Source organism: Reyranella sp. GW821-FHT14A01, assembly GCF_058803965.1.
Genome location: NZ_JBXAPM010000016.1, coordinates 113,467 through 126,643 on the forward strand (window position 1 = coordinate 113,467; position 13,177 = coordinate 126,643).

Sequence of the window (13,177 nt, forward strand, 5' to 3'; positions counted from 1 at the left end):
CCTGTGTTGAAGCCCCGACGCCGGGGCGGGTAATGAGACCGGACCGCCCTAGAAGGGCGGCCGGGCCTCCGTTGAAAGTGTAGTGACGGCGGCCCCGAGTTCAAGGACCTCCTGCTTGTCCGAGCCCAGCCGGCGGATCGCCACCGTCCGGTTTTCCATGTCGCGCCGGCCGACCGCGATGATCAGGGGCACATGGGCCAGCGAATGCTCGCGGACCTTGTAGTTGATCTTCTCGTTGCGCAGGTCCGTGTCGACCCTCATGCCGGCGGCGCGCAGGGCAGACGCGACCTCCTCGGCATAGCCGTCGGCGTCGTTCACGACCGTGACCACCACCGCTTGTGTCGGGGCCAGCCAGAGCGGGAAACGACCGGCATAGTTCTCGATCAGGATGCCGATGATGCGCTCGAAGCTGCCGAAGATGGCGCGGTGCAGCATGACGGGCCGCTTGCGCGATCCGTCCTCGGCCACATAGTTCGCATCCAGACGCTCGGGCAGCACGAAATCGACCTGTAACGTGCCGCACTGCCAGTCGCGGCCGATCGCGTCGCGCAGCACGAACTCCAGCTTGGGCCCGTAGAACGCGCCCTCGCCGGGATTGAGGATGAGGTCGAGCCCGGCCGCCTTGGATGCCGCCTTGAGCGCGCCCTCGGCCTGGTCCCACACCGCGTCCGTGCCGGCACGCACCGGCGGACGGTCGGAGAACTTCACGAAGTAATCCGGGAAGCCCAGGTCGCGGTAGATCGAGCCCAGCAGTTCGCAGAAACGGATCGTCTCGCTCTCGATCTGGTCCTCGCTGCAGAAGATGTGGGCATCGTCCTGCGTGAAGTTGCGCACGCGCATGATGCCGTGCAGCGCGCCCGACGGCTCGAAGCGATGGCACGAGCCGAACTCGGCCATGCGCAGCGGCAGCTCGCGGTAGCTGCGGAGGCCCTGGTTGAAGATCTGCACGTGGCAGGGGCAGTTCATCGGCTTCAACGCGAAGATGCGCTTCTCGTCGTCGGCGATGAACTCGCGCAGGCCTTCCTCGTTCTCGCTGAGATACATGTTCTCGCGGAACTTCTCCCAGTGGCCCGACGCCTCCCACAGCTTGCGGTCGACGAGCTGCGGCGTCTTCACTTCCTGGTAGCCGGCAGCGTCCAGCTTGCGCCGGAGATAGCTCTCCAGCGTGCGCCAGAACGTCCAGCCCTTCGGGTGCCAGAACACCATGCCCGCGGCTTCTTCCTGCTGATGGAAGAGGCCCATCTCGCGGCCGAGGCGGCGATGGTCGCGCTTCTCGGCTTCCTCGATGCGATGCAGGTAGGCCTTCAGGTCCTTGTCCGAGAAGAAGACCGTGCCGTAGACGCGCTGGAGCTGGGCGTTGTTCTTGTCGCCACGCCAATAGGCGCCCGACACCTTCGTGAGCTTGAACGCCTTGCCGAGCTTGCCCGTCGAGGGCAGGTGCGGACCGAGGCACATGTCGAGCCAGTCGCCCTGCTTGTAGACCGAGATCTCCTCGTCCTTGGGCAGCTCGTCGGCCCATTCGGCTTTGAACTTCTCGCCGTGCTGGACGAAGTAGTCCTTGATCCGGGCGCGATCCCACACCGAGCGCTCGATCGGCAGGTCGCGATCGACGATCTCGCCCATGCGCTGCTCGATCCTGGCGAAGTCCTCGGGCGAGAAGGGCTGGTCACGAACGAAGTCGTAGTAAAAGCCGTCCTCCGTCGAGGGGCCGAACGTGATCTGCGTGCCGGGATAGAGTTCCTGCACCGCCTGCGCCAGCACGTGCGCCGCGTCGTGGCGCAGCAGCTCGAGCGCATCGGGGTCGCGCGACGTCACGATGCCGATCTTGGCATCGCGATCGACCACGTGGGCGAGGTCGACCATCTTGCCGTCGACGCGCAATGCGAGGGCAGCCTTGGCGAGGCCGGGACCGATCGAGGCGGCGATATCGGCGCCGCTGACCGGCTTGTCGAAGGACCGGACCGAACCGTCCGGCAAGGAAATATTGATCATTGTGTTCACCAGCTAACGAAATTCCGAACGAAGCTCATCCGCCGACACAAACGGTCAGCTGACAGCAGGCCGGGAAGCCGCACGAGTGCGAGCCCGGCCGAATCAAGTTCGGACGGTGGTGATAACGGCAGGAGCGGTGAAAAACCGGCGTTCCATGTGCCCGGAGATAGTTGCCGGACCCCCGCGAGTCAAGGTCAGCGCGCGGCCAGACGGTGGTAAAGCGCCAGCAATTGCTGGTTGGACTGGGCCAGGCTGTAGGTGCTGCGCGCATGCTCCTGCGCCGTGCGCGCGAGTTCCGCGCGCCGCTCGACCGACAGCGAAAGGGCAGCCTGCAGGGCTTCCGCCAGCGCCGCCGGATCGCCGGACGGCGCCAGCCAGCCGGTGACGCCGTCGGGGCGGATCGTCTCGGCGGCCCCGCCGCCATCCTCGGCGACCACCGGCCGACCCATCGCCTGGGCCTCGACCAGCGCCCGGCTGAAACCCTGGCGCGCCCCGCCGGTCGACACCACGACATCGGCCAGCATGTAGGCAGCCGGCATGTCGTCGACATAGGGGCCGATCTGGACACGGCCGTTGAGTTCAGCCGCCTCGATGGCGCGTTCCAGTTCCTTCTCAAACGGTGTCGGCGCGCCGGTCGAGCCGAGCAGCAGGCAGAACACGTCGTCACGGCCCAGCCGCTTGATCGCCTCGACCAGGATCTTCTGGCCGTTGTCTTCGCCGAAACGGCCGGGGCAGAGCACGAGATGCATGCCGTCGGGCACACGCAGCTCGCCCGCGAGTCGGATCAGCCGGTCGGCGCGCACGATCGCCGGATCGAAGCGGTCGAAGTTGATGCCCGCGGTGATTGTTTCCAGGCGGTCCTGCAGCACCGGGAATCGCTCCAGCGCATCGCGCGCGACATGCTGCGAGACGGCGATCACCGCATCGGCGCGCGACTGGCGCCGCTCGACGAAGCGTCCCGTGAGATCGGCGGCGAGGAACGGCCGGTGCAGGGTGGCGATCCACTTGATGCCGAGACGGCGGGCGAGAGCACGCGCAACCCAGCCGGTGGCGGGCGAGCGCGCCTGGATGACGTCGACCTTCGCATCGCGCAGGCTCGACGCGAGCTTGCCGGGCAGGGTCAGTCGTTTCCACAGCGCATGACTTCTGTCGGGAAGCTCGAGATGGCTGGCGCGCAATCTCAGAAGGTCGGGGACCATGCTGCCGCCGGGCGAGGCCACGATCGCCGAGCCGCCTGCTGCGATCACGGCTTGCGCGGCTTCGAGTGTGGCGCGGGCCAGGCCGCCACCGGCCAGGGTCGGAACGATCTGAAGCAGGGTGGGCGCGGACACGGGCTTTGCTTTTGGCTACATGATCAAAGGGAGGCAGCAGGTAACACGGGAGGGGCAACGTGGGTAGGGTCGAGCGGCTGGGGCGCGGGGACGGCAATACCATCGCCTATGCAACGACACATGCGGCGAAAGAGGGGGGACTCACGCCCACCGTGGTCTTCCTCGGTGGCTTTCGGTCCGACATGACCGGCACCAAGGCGGTGGCGCTCGAAGCCTGGGCCGAGAAGACCGGCCACGCCTTCCTGCGCTTCGACTATCTCGGCCACGGCCAGTCGTCGGGCCGCTTCGAGGACGGCACGATCGGCCGCTGGCTCGACGATTCCCTCGCGGCGATCGATCAGCTCACCACCGGCAAGCTGGTGCTGGTGGGATCGAGCATGGGCGGATGGCTGTCGCTGCTGGCAGCGCGCGCGCGACCCGAACGATTGGCCGGCCTCGTGCTGATCGCGGCCGCGCCGGACTTCACCGAACGCATGCTGCTGAAGGGCCTGTCGCCCGAGGATCGCGCGACGCTGGAGCGCGACGGCCGGCTCGAACGCGCGTCGCAATATTCGCCCGAGCCCTCGGTCTTCACCTGGAAGCTGATCGAGGAGGGACGCAATCACCTCCTGCTCGACAAGCCGCTCGCGCTGCCTTGTCCGGTCCGCCTGCTGCACGGCCAGAGCGATCCCGATGTGCCGTGGGAATATTCGCTGCAGATCGCCAGGCATCTCGACGCACCGGAGGTCATCACCACCTTCGTGAAAGGCGGCGACCATCGCCTCAGCACCCCCGCCGACATTGCGCGCCTCATCGCGACGGTCGAGGAGGTGGTGGGTTAGGGGCCGAGCGGCCTCATTGGAGCGCGCCACTCCAGTGGCGCTCAAGCTTCATCGTTTGAGCAAGGCATGAGCGCCACTGGAGTGGCGCGCTCCATTGTTACACCGTGCTAAAATTCCGCCGCGGCAATCGCCTTCAGCCCTTCTCGATAGGTCGGATAGCGCAGCACGATACCCAGCTCGCGTTTCAGCTTTTCGTTCTTCACGCGGCGGCTCTCTGCATAGAAGGAGCGGGCCATCGCCGACATCGTGGGCGCGGCTTCGTCCCAGGGAATGGCCGGCGGCACCGGGCGTCCCAGCAGTTCGCAGGCATAGGCGATGACGTCGGCGTTCGGCGCGGGGAGATCGTCGGCGACGTTCCAGATTTCCCTTCCGCTCTCGCGGGTCGTTGCCTTCAGGGCGCTGGCGGCGAGATCCTCGACATGGATGCGCGAGAAGAACTGACCAGGCTTGTCGATGCGCTGTGCCGTGCCGGCTCTCACGCGGTCGAGCGTGCTGCGGCCGGGACCGTAGATGCCGGGCAGTCGCAGGATGTGCAGCGATGCGCCCGTTTCCGATGCGAGGTCGCGCCAGTCCTGTTCGGCGGCGAGCCGCTGCTGACTGCGCGGCAGCGTCGGAAGAGTGGGCGTCGTTTCGTCGACCCAGCCGCCGTCGTGGCTACCATAGACTCCTGTGGTGGAGAGGTAGCCCAGCCAACGCACTCGACCGAGCCGTGCGCGGCAGGTGCGCAGTGCCGGATCGCCGTCGGCACCCGGTGCGATCGTGCAGATGACGTACGTCGCATCACCGAACGCTTCCGGGGAGAGCGTAGCCGAGCCATCGAACCGGTGGGCCTCGATGCCTTCTTCGTGCAGGTCGCGTGCTTTCTCTTCGGTGGTGCAAGTGCCGGCCACATCCCAGCCCTGCGCCCTCGCAAGCTTGGCGATTTCAAGGCCGCTGAAGCCCAGGCCGAAGATGAAAAGTCGTCTTGTCATCTTGTCAGGAACGCCGCGGCACGGTTCTTTTCAACCATGTTGTTTCATCCCAAGAGGCTGTGGCCGCTGCTCGGCCTTCTCGCCGTGTCGCCGGCCCTCGCGCAGCCCATTCCCGTCATTCCGGCTCCCAAGCAATCCCTGCCTGGACCGCCCGCGCTGGAAACGCGCCCGGATCATGTCCGCCGCTACAGTGAGTGCATGCAGCTTGCGCGGATGGAACCGCTGAAGGCGCTGCCGGCGGCCGAGAAATGGATCGCCGAAGGTGGTGGCTTGGGCGCCCGCCACTGCGTTGCCGTCGCCATGTTCCAGTCGGGCAAATACGCCCAGGCCGCCGCCCAGTTCGAGGCCATCGCCCGCGACATGGGCCAGGACCGGCCGGGCCTGCGCGCCGAACTGTGGGCCCAGGCCGGACAGGCCTGGATGGAGACCGGCGGCGCCGAAAAGGCCGCTGCTGCGCAGAGCAAGGCGCTGGAGCTCAAGACCAACGATCCCGACCTCTGGGTCGATCGCGGCCTGTCCTACGCCGCCATGCAATCCTGGCCGCGTGCCATCTCCGACTTCGACCAGGCCATCCGCCTGCGGCAGGACGATGTCGAGGTGCTGGTGCTGCGTGCCGCGGCCTGGCGCAATGCCCGCGATCCCGGCCGCGCCCTGGTTGACGTCAATCGCGCTTTGTCGATCGCCCCCGACAATTCCGACGCGCTGCTCGAACGGGGTCTCATCAATCTCGCCCGCGGCTCACGCGACGCCGCCAACGCCGACTTCAACCGGGTGCTGAAGTCGGTCCCGATCGGCTCGCCCGCGGCCCGTCGCGCCGAGGCGGGGCTCGCCGGCGGGGCGCCCGCTGCACCTGCCGCTCCCGCTGCTCCTTCGGCTCAACCGCCGGCAGCCGGCGGGAAGCGATAGCCTCGCGATAGTCGCTCAGGTAAAATGTCTGCAAATGAATAAAACCCTCTCGTCGATCACCCTCATCGGCATCGTGGCCCTGGCCGCGCCGGCTTTCGCGCAGGCGCCGGCGGCCCAGACACAACCGCCTTCCTCCTACTATCCGGCGCCGCCGCCGGACCGGGCACCGGTCATCGAAAAGGGCGCTGCGACGTCGAACCTGTCCTCGCCCTTGCCGACCGCGCCGCACGCGGTCGAACGCACCATCATCGATTCCGACGCCGAGGCGCAGCTTTTCGCTGAAGCCCGCAAGATCGCCTGGGGCCGCTACGCCAAGATCAAGGGCGCCAAGCCCGGCGAGCTGACGGTGACCAAGCAGGGCAATGTCTGGGTGGTGAAGGGCCGCCTCGACAGCATCGCGCCCGGCACCGAGGGCGACTGGACTTCCATCGACGGCGTCGTCGAGCGCATCGGCGCGAACGTGGTGCAGATCCGTGGCGAGGTGGCGTTCCGCGTCGCCAAGGTCGAGAAGGGCATGCCCTGCAAGGTGGCGGGCCTGCTCAACTTCCGCCGGTCCGGCAAGTCGCAGGTGTGGCGTCTGGCCGAGGGCGACAATCCCTGCGACGGCACGCGCGAGGGCTTCGATCTCGTGATGGAAAAGCCGGCCGAGAAGAAGCCCGTTCCGGCACAGCCGAAGCGGAGCTGATCGCTTCTACGATCTGAGCGACGCAATCGCTGCGCGCGCGAGCGCGTCGGCGCGCTCGTTCTCGGGGTGGCCGCTATGGCCTTTCACCCAGTGCCATTCGACCTGATGGGCGGCGCGCGCGGCGTCGAGGCGCTGCCATAGCTCGACGTTCTTCACGGGCTTCTTGTCGGATGTCTTCCAGCCGTTCTTCTTCCAGCCGTGGATCCACTTGGTGACGCCGTCTTTCACGTAGGTGCTGTCGGTGAAGAGGCGGACATGGCAGGGCCGCTTCAGCGCCTCCAGGCCCTGGATCGCCGCCATCAGCTCCATACGGTTGTTGGTCGTCACGCGGTCGCCGCCGGAGAGTTCGCGTTCCTTCTCGCCCATGCGCAGGATCGTGCCCCAGCCGCCCGGGCCGGGATTCCCACTGCACGCGCCGTCGGTGAAGATCTCGACTTTCGGAGACTCGCTCATAGACCGTAATCCGCAAGCGACGTGGCGCCACGATGGAAGCGCAGCTTGGCGAGATATTCCTGCGGGTCCTTGCGCTTGACCAACGCATCGGGTGGCGTGTGCACCCAGTCGTAGAGCCGGGTCAACAGGAAGCGCAGCGCCGAGCCGCGCGCCAGCAGCGGCAGCGCCTGTTTCTCGTCGTCGCCAAGCTTGCGAACGCGCTCGTAGCCCTGCAGCAGGTTGCGCGCCTTGGTGGCGTTGAAGGAATTGTCGATCTCGAAGCACCAGGCGTTGAGGCAGATCGCGACGTCGTAGGCCAGCAGGTCGTTGCAGGCGAAGTAGAAGTCGATCACGCCCGAGAGCCTGTCCTGCAGGAAGAAGACATTGTCGTTGAACAGGTCGGCATGGATCACGCCGGCCGGCAGGTCGCGCGGCCAGTTCGCCTCGAAGAACTCGATCTCGGCGCCCAGCTCGCGGTCGAGCGCCGCATCGATGTGGCGGCGCGAGCCTTCCCAGAGCGGACGCCATCCTGAAACTGACAGGGCGTTGGGTCGCTTCAACGCGAAATCCTGGCCGGCGAGGTGCATGCCGGCCATCGCCTCGCCGACCGGCGCGCAATGCGCGACCGTCGTGCGGCGCGGCCACATGCCGTGCAGGAAGCTGGTGATCGCCGCCGGCTTGCCCGCCAGCGTGCGCAGCGCATTGCCGTCGCGGCCGTGGATGGGCTGCGGGCAGGTGATGCCGCGCGCGGCGAGATGGTCCATCAGGCCGAGGAAGAAGGGCAGGTCGCCCGGATCGACACGCTTCTCGTAGAGCGTGACGATGTACTGGCCCTTCGTCGTGGTCAGGAGAAAGTTGGAATTCTCGACGCCCTCGGCGATCCCCTTGAAGGAATCGGCCTGGCCGATGTCGTATTCGGCGAGAAAGGATTCGAGCTCGGTGTCGCCGACTTCCGTGTAGACCGCCACGTCAGGCCACCAGCGCGCGCGGCAGCTTGAAGACGACGCTTTCCTCGGTGGTGCGCACTTCCTCGACGGTGACGTCGTAGCGCGTGCGGCAGGCCTCGATCAGCTCGTCGACCAGCAGCTCGGGCGCCGAGGCGCCGGCCGTGATGCCGAGGCGACCCGCGTCGCCTAGCCACTCCCAGTCCATGTCGACGGCGCGCTGGACCAGGCGCGACTTCGCGCAGCCGTAGTTGGCGGCGACCTCGACCAGCCGCATCGAGTTCGAGGAGTTTGGCGCGCCGATCACCACCATCGCATCGCAGCGCTCGGCGATCGCCTTGACCGCGGCCTGGCGGTTGGTCGTGGCGTAGCAGATGTCTTCCATCTTCGGTCCCTGGATCGACGGGAACCGGCGGCGCAGGGCGGCGACGATGCCGGTCGTGTCGTCGACCGACAGGGTCGTCTGGGTCGCATAGGCGAGGTTGTCCGGATCGGCGACTTCGAGAGTCTCCGCCTGCGCGGCATCCTCGACCAGCACCACCTTGCCCGGCGGCAGCTGGCCCATCGTGCCGATCACCTCGGGATGGCCGGCATGGCCGATCAGCACGACGGTGCGGCCCGACTGGGCGTGACGCTCGGCCTCGCGATGGACCTTGGAGACCAGCGGGCAGGTCGCGTCGACATAGAGCAGGTTGCGGCGGGCGGCCTCGGCCGGCACGGATTTCGGCACGCCATGCGCGGAAAAGACGACGGGCCGGTCGTCCGGCACCTCGTCGAGCTCGTCGACGAAGATCGCGCCCTGCGCCTCGAGATTCTCGACCACGAAGCGATTATGCACGATCTCGTGGCGGACATAGACCGGCCGGCCGTAGCGCTCCAGGGCGCGCTCGACGATCTGGATGGCACGGTCGACGCCGGCGCAGAAACCGCGCGGGCTGGCGAGCAGGATCGTGAGCGGCTTCTTCGGGGCAATCATGAAATTCGTTCGACGCGATGCCGACCCGTTCGCTTGCGGGCCTGCGGACCATTGCCTAGAGTCCGTGCAGTACGGATTTGGCGCGGCACCGTAACAAAGCCGCCGCAACGGGGAAAGCAACATGACCGAGCCGGTTGTCGCGGCCAAGGCGCCTTCGAAAGTGGCGCTGGAGGCGGGCAAGGACTACTGGTGGTGCGCCTGCGGCCTGAGCAAGTCCCAGCCCTTTTGCGACGGCAGCCACAAGGGCACTGGTCTCGCCCCGATGAAGTACTCGGTCGAGAAGGCCGGCGATTACTGGCTCTGCGCCTGTAAACATTCCTCGAAGAAACCGCTTTGCGACGGCTCACACAAGAATCTGGCATGACCCTCAATATGTATTTCCGCGCCGCGCCGGTCGCGCTGGCGCTTCTTCTTTCCGCTTGCGGCGGTGGCAGCGACTCCCAGGAGACGGCGACCGCCTATTGTCCGGCGCCGTTCACGGTCCAGGATGCGGGCCGGCTGACCCATTTCAAGGATGGGCCGGGCCGCGACCCGCGCGATGTCGAATATGAAGCGCTCCTGGTCGGCGCAGGCACGACCTGCACGCTGCGGCGCAACCAGATGGACGTGAACCTGATCATGCGCGTCTCGGTCAACGCCGGTCCGTCGGTCATCGCCGGCCAGACGCGGGTGCCGTACTTCGTGCGCGTGCTCGGCAGTTCCGGCCAGGTCGTCCAGGGCCAGGACTTCACCGCCGATTTCAAACTGTCGAGCGCCAACCCGCGCGGCCAGTCGCAGGAGGAGCTGACGCTCACCCTGCCGTTCAGCCAGGTTTCCCAGTTGGGCGGCTACCGCATCGCCGTCGGCCTCAAGCCGTCGATGGAAGAGCTCGACTACAACCGGCGGGCGGGCTCACGCTGATGAGCGCCTATGCCGACAGGCTGGAAGCGTTGGCCGCCGAGGCGGCCGATCGTTGCACGACCTGCGGCAAGTGCTTCGAGGCCTGTCCGACGGCACGCGAGAGCGGGCTCGATAGGGGCGAGGCCGTGCAGCGGGTCGGCGAACTCGTCTCGCTGACACGCGACGGCGGGGCGGCGGCGCCGGTGCTCGACAAGTGGCTGAGCGCCTGTGACGGCAGTGCGCAATGCACGGCCGCCTGTCCCGAGGACATCAACGTCCGCCAGTGGGTGACCATCGCCAAGATGAAGTCGCTGCAGGCGGTTCGGCCGGTGCAGGAAGGCGCGGCCAACGCCGCCAACCGCTTCCGCCACATGGCGCAGGCGGTGCGGTTGCTGGCCAGCATGCAGCTTCCGTCCGAGACGCTGAAGAAGATCCTGATGCCGGCCGAGCGGCGCACCGCCGACGTGCTGTTCTATACGGGCTGCAACGTGCTGCGCACGCCGCACATCGTGCTGAACGTGATGGACATCCTCGACGCGCTGGAACTCGACTTCGACGTGGTCGGTGGTACCGGCCATTGCTGCGGCGTCTACCAGTTCCAGGAAGCCGATCTCCCGACCTACGAGCGGATGGGCCATCGCACCTTCCAGCGCTTCGGCCAGTCCGGCGCCTCCAAGGTCCTGACCTGGTGCCCGACCTGCACCAAGAATTTCGACGAGCTGGAGAAGGACGTCGAGGAACCGTCGTTCGACCTCGGCCATGTCAGCGAGTTCCTCGCAGCCAATCTCGATGCGCTGAAGGCGCGCTTCAAGGCGGACCAACCGAAGCGCCGCGTCGTGATCCACGAGCATCAGGGCATCGGCGCCACGGTCGAGAGTATCCGCAACCTGTTGCGCGCCGTGCCCAATCTCGAGCTGATCGAGCTGCCGCAGGATTCCGGCTTCTCCTATGCCTGTGGCGGCCAGGCCGCGAAGTTCAAGGAACGCGAACAGGCGATCCATCGCGACCTGGTGATGGGCGCGGTCGCGGCCGGTGCCGACACGATCGTCACCATGTACCATTCCTGCCACCGCGCGCTGGCCGGCGCCCAGGCGATCTATCCGTCGCTGAAGGTCGTGAACTTCACCGACGTGCTGGCCGAGGCGCTGGGCCGCGGCGGCCATCCCGATTACTACCAGCTCTACAGGCAGGGCGGCGCGATGGACGAGGCCGTGACGGCCGCGCGCGGCTTCCTCGAGAACAACGGCGTGCGCATCGACGAAAACGCCGTGAAGTCGCTCACCGCCGACATCTTCAACGAAACCGGCGTCGGCGGCCCCCGCGAGGCCTTCGTCGAAGCCTTCACCGCACTGGCCCGCGAGGCCACAAAGTAGCCCAAGTGGCTCAAAGGAGCGCGCCACTCCAGTGGCGCTCAAACTTTGGCGGTCGATGAGGTATGAGCGCAACTGGAGTTGCGCGCTCCATTGAAGGAACCGCAATGACGGCCGACGTCTGGCTCTTCTCCTACGGCACGCTGCAGCAGGAAGACGTGCAGGTCGCGACCTTCGGCCGGCTCCTCGAAGGGCGCGTCGATGCCTTGCCAGGCTATGCGACGTCGCTGCTGGAGATCCGGGACGCCGAGGTCGTGAAGACCAGTGGCAAGACACACCATCTGATCGCGCAGCCGTCCGGCCGTGCCGGCGACGAAGTGCCGGGCGTCGTGTTGAAGATCACGGCGGCCGAGCTGGCCGCCGCCGACACCTACGAGGTCTCGGACTACAAGCGCGTCGCGGTGCGCCTGAAGTCCGGCCTCGAAGCCTTCGTTTACGTCGCTGCCTGAGGGACAGGCTTAGCCGAACGAACCGGCGACCTGACGGGTCGCGGCGTTCAGCCGGTTCCACACGTTGATGGCGGCGATCGCGAGCAGCAGGCCGGAGATCGCGGTCTCGTCATAGTGCTTCCGCGCTTCTTCCCAGACGTGATCGGGGACCGCATCTTCCTTGTCGGCGAGACGGGTCGTCGCTTCGGTGAGGGCCAGGGCCGCGCGCTCGGCGTCGGTGAACCATGGCGCTTCGCGCCAGGCGGCGACGGCATAGATCCGGTCGTCGCTCTCGCCGGCCTTCTTCAGTTCGCGCGAATGCATGGCGACGCAGAGGCTGCAGCCGTTGATCTGGCTGGCCCGCAGATGGACCATGTAAATCGTGGTCTGGGGCAGGCCGGCCTTGTGGGCGATCGCCCCGAGCGCCAGCAGGGTCTTCATCGCCTCGGGCAGGACGAGGGCGGGGTTCTTCATACGGGGTTGCACGATTTCTTCTCCTGGGTGTCACACCGGCCGCCAGCGGGCCGTCATTGCGTTGACGGATGGCGATGGGAGAATGTGACGATGGACGAGCAGAAATTTCTCGCCGAGCGTTTCGAGGCCAATCGCGCCCATCTGCAGCGCGTGGCCTACCGGATGCTGGGCTCGTCGGCCGAGGCCGAGGATGCGGTGCAGGAAGCGTGGCTGCGGTTGAGCCTCAACGACACCACGGGGATCGACAATCTCGGCGGCTGGCTGACCACGGTCACCGCGCGCATCTGCCTCGACATGCTGCGCGCGCGCAAAATCCGCCGCGAGGAGGCATTCGACGAGTCACCGGCGCCCGCCGGGGAGGCGGCGGGCGGCTTCGAGCCCGAGTTGGAGGCGCAGCTGGCGGACTCGGTCGGCCTGGCGATGCTGGTGGTGCTGCAGGCGCTGACGCCGGCCGAAAGGGTGGCCTTCGTGCTGCACGACATGTTCGACATCTCCTTCGACCAGATCGCCTCGGTCGTCGGGCGCACGCCGGAGGCGGCCCGCCAGCTCGCGAGCCGGGCCCGCCGCCGGGTCCAGGGCGCGCCCGCGATTCCCGAGGCCGAACTCGTTCGCCAGCGCAGCGTCGTCGACGCTTTCCTCGCAGCCTCGCGCGACGGTGATTTCGAGGGACTCCTCGCCCTGCTCGATCCCGAGGTCGTGGTGCGCGCCGATGCGACGGCGGTCGGCCTCGGCAATGCGTCCGAACTGCGTGGCGCGTCTTCAGTGGCGCAGTTCTTCAAGGGCAAGGCCGTGCTCGCCCGTGCCGCGCTGGTCGATGGCGTCGCGGGCATCGTCGTCGCGCCCAAGGGACGCCTGCTGCTGGTTCTCGTGCCGACGATCGAGGACGGCCACATCGTGGCGATCGACGTGGTGGCCGATCCGGACCGTCTGCGCGCCCTCGACCTGGGCACCGGCCTGCGCTGACCGGC

15 protein-coding genes are annotated in these 13,177 nt (G+C 67.2%); 8 read left to right on the plus strand and 7 right to left on the minus strand.

Going from position 1 to position 13,177, the window contains the following annotated elements; all coding sequences use genetic code 11:
• Positions 1-48 precede the first annotated feature (48 nt).
• Together thrS and AC1ROX_RS25790 are read right to left on the minus strand one after the other, a co-directional pair.
• Positions 49-1,992 carry a threonine--tRNA ligase gene (gene thrS, locus AC1ROX_RS25785; RefSeq protein WP_493130637.1) on the minus strand — a complete coding sequence of 648 codons (1,944 nt, stop codon included), beginning with the start codon at positions 1,990-1,992 and terminating at the stop codon, positions 49-51.
• A 194-nt stretch (positions 1,993-2,186) separates the two neighbouring features.
• Positions 2,187-3,323, minus strand: coding sequence for a glycosyltransferase (locus AC1ROX_RS25790; protein ID WP_493130639.1), 1,137 nt, complete (start codon positions 3,321-3,323; stop codon positions 2,187-2,189).
• Between the two features lie 59 nt (positions 3,324-3,382).
• Here AC1ROX_RS25790 and AC1ROX_RS25795 point away from each other — a divergent pair, with 59 nt between their 5' ends.
• Positions 3,383-4,144, plus strand: a complete 762-nt coding sequence (locus AC1ROX_RS25795) for an alpha/beta hydrolase (RefSeq protein WP_493130641.1) — start codon at positions 3,383-3,385, stop codon at positions 4,142-4,144.
• A 107-nt stretch (positions 4,145-4,251) separates the two neighbouring features.
• Here the strand turns inward: AC1ROX_RS25795 and AC1ROX_RS25800 are convergent, their stop codons facing one another.
• Complete coding sequence (locus tag AC1ROX_RS25800) at positions 4,252-5,115, minus strand: SDR family oxidoreductase (protein WP_493130643.1); 864 nt, start codon at positions 5,113-5,115, stop codon at positions 4,252-4,254.
• Between the two features lie 36 nt (positions 5,116-5,151).
• Between AC1ROX_RS25800 and AC1ROX_RS25805 the strand changes: the two genes are divergently transcribed.
• Complete coding sequence (locus AC1ROX_RS25805) at positions 5,152-6,021, plus strand: tetratricopeptide repeat protein (protein ID WP_493130645.1); 870 nt, start codon at positions 5,152-5,154, stop codon at positions 6,019-6,021.
• Positions 6,022-6,055: 34 nt separating this feature from the next.
• Positions 6,056-6,706 (plus strand): hypothetical protein, encoded by a 651-nt coding sequence (locus tag AC1ROX_RS25810; protein WP_493130647.1) that lies wholly within the window; start codon positions 6,056-6,058, stop codon positions 6,704-6,706.
• Between the two features lie 6 nt (positions 6,707-6,712).
• On the opposite strand, the gene rnhA is transcribed toward AC1ROX_RS25810, so the two are convergent.
• The 3 genes from rnhA to ispH are packed head-to-tail and all read right to left on the minus strand — an operon-like array spanning position 6,713 to position 9,058.
• Positions 6,713-7,159 carry a ribonuclease HI gene (gene rnhA / locus AC1ROX_RS25815; protein WP_493130649.1) on the minus strand — a complete coding sequence of 149 codons (447 nt, stop codon included), beginning with the start codon at positions 7,157-7,159 and terminating at the stop codon, positions 6,713-6,715.
• Entirely contained in the window at positions 7,156-8,106 is a 951-nt protein-coding gene (locus tag AC1ROX_RS25820; RefSeq protein ID WP_493130651.1) for a homoserine kinase, read from the minus strand. Before AC1ROX_RS25820 ends, rnhA begins: the two co-directional genes overlap by 4 nt.
• A gap of 1 nt (position 8,107) precedes the next feature.
• The gene (gene ispH / locus AC1ROX_RS25825; protein ID WP_493130653.1) at positions 8,108-9,058 is read right to left on the minus strand and encodes a 4-hydroxy-3-methylbut-2-enyl diphosphate reductase; all 951 of its coding nucleotides are present in this window, start codon (positions 9,056-9,058) and stop codon (positions 8,108-8,110) included.
• Between the two features lie 121 nt (positions 9,059-9,179).
• Here ispH and AC1ROX_RS25830 point away from each other — a divergent pair, with 121 nt between their 5' ends.
• From AC1ROX_RS25830 to AC1ROX_RS25845, 4 genes are all read left to right on the plus strand, one after another.
• Positions 9,180-9,422 carry a CDGSH iron-sulfur domain-containing protein gene (locus AC1ROX_RS25830; RefSeq protein WP_493130655.1) on the plus strand — a complete coding sequence of 81 codons (243 nt, stop codon included), beginning with the start codon at positions 9,180-9,182 and terminating at the stop codon, positions 9,420-9,422.
• Positions 9,419-9,958 carry a hypothetical protein gene (locus tag AC1ROX_RS25835; RefSeq protein WP_493130658.1) on the plus strand — a complete coding sequence of 180 codons (540 nt, stop codon included), beginning with the start codon at positions 9,419-9,421 and terminating at the stop codon, positions 9,956-9,958. The genes AC1ROX_RS25830 and AC1ROX_RS25835 overlap by 4 nt, the downstream gene beginning before the upstream one ends.
• Complete coding sequence (locus tag AC1ROX_RS25840) at positions 9,958-11,310, plus strand: (Fe-S)-binding protein (RefSeq protein WP_493130660.1); 1,353 nt, start codon at positions 9,958-9,960, stop codon at positions 11,308-11,310. The genes AC1ROX_RS25835 and AC1ROX_RS25840 overlap by 1 nt, the downstream gene beginning before the upstream one ends.
• A gap of 104 nt (positions 11,311-11,414) precedes the next feature.
• Complete coding sequence (locus AC1ROX_RS25845; protein ID WP_493130662.1) at positions 11,415-11,756, plus strand: gamma-glutamylcyclotransferase family protein; 342 nt, start codon at positions 11,415-11,417, stop codon at positions 11,754-11,756.
• 9 nt (positions 11,757-11,765) lie between these two features.
• Here the strand turns inward: AC1ROX_RS25845 and AC1ROX_RS25850 are convergent, their stop codons facing one another.
• Complete coding sequence (locus AC1ROX_RS25850) at positions 11,766-12,221, minus strand: carboxymuconolactone decarboxylase family protein (protein ID WP_493130664.1); 456 nt, start codon at positions 12,219-12,221, stop codon at positions 11,766-11,768.
• Positions 12,222-12,299: 78 nt separating this feature from the next.
• On the opposite strand from AC1ROX_RS25850, the gene AC1ROX_RS25855 reads away from it, so the two are divergent.
• On the plus strand, positions 12,300-13,172 hold the full coding sequence (locus AC1ROX_RS25855; protein ID WP_493130666.1) for a sigma-70 family RNA polymerase sigma factor: 873 nt from the start codon (positions 12,300-12,302) through the stop codon (positions 13,170-13,172).
• The last annotated feature ends 5 nt before the right edge of the window (positions 13,173-13,177 follow it).

Excerpts from the sequence above, each read along its gene's own strand:
- thrS (WP_493130637.1), bottom strand. The coding sequence starts at position 1,992 with ATGATCAATATTTCCTTGCCGGACGGTTCGGTCCGGTCCTTCGACAAG.
- AC1ROX_RS25800 (WP_493130643.1), bottom strand. The coding sequence starts at position 5,115 with ATGACAAGACGACTTTTCATCTTCGGCCTGGGCTTCAGCGGCCTTGAA.
- AC1ROX_RS25805 (WP_493130645.1), top strand. The coding sequence starts at position 5,152 with ATGTTGTTTCATCCCAAGAGGCTGTGGCCGCTGCTCGGCCTTCTCGCC.
- AC1ROX_RS25810 (WP_493130647.1), top strand. The coding sequence starts at position 6,056 with ATGAATAAAACCCTCTCGTCGATCACCCTCATCGGCATCGTGGCCCTG.
- rnhA (WP_493130649.1), bottom strand. The coding sequence starts at position 7,159 with ATGAGCGAGTCTCCGAAAGTCGAGATCTTCACCGACGGCGCGTGCAGT.
- ispH (WP_493130653.1), bottom strand. The coding sequence starts at position 9,058 with ATGATTGCCCCGAAGAAGCCGCTCACGATCCTGCTCGCCAGCCCGCGC.
- AC1ROX_RS25830 (WP_493130655.1), top strand. The coding sequence starts at position 9,180 with ATGACCGAGCCGGTTGTCGCGGCCAAGGCGCCTTCGAAAGTGGCGCTG.
- AC1ROX_RS25835 (WP_493130658.1), top strand. The coding sequence starts at position 9,419 with ATGACCCTCAATATGTATTTCCGCGCCGCGCCGGTCGCGCTGGCGCTT.
- AC1ROX_RS25840 (WP_493130660.1), top strand. The coding sequence starts at position 9,958 with ATGAGCGCCTATGCCGACAGGCTGGAAGCGTTGGCCGCCGAGGCGGCC.
- AC1ROX_RS25845 (WP_493130662.1), top strand. The coding sequence starts at position 11,415 with ATGACGGCCGACGTCTGGCTCTTCTCCTACGGCACGCTGCAGCAGGAA.
- AC1ROX_RS25855 (WP_493130666.1), top strand. The coding sequence starts at position 12,300 with ATGGACGAGCAGAAATTTCTCGCCGAGCGTTTCGAGGCCAATCGCGCC.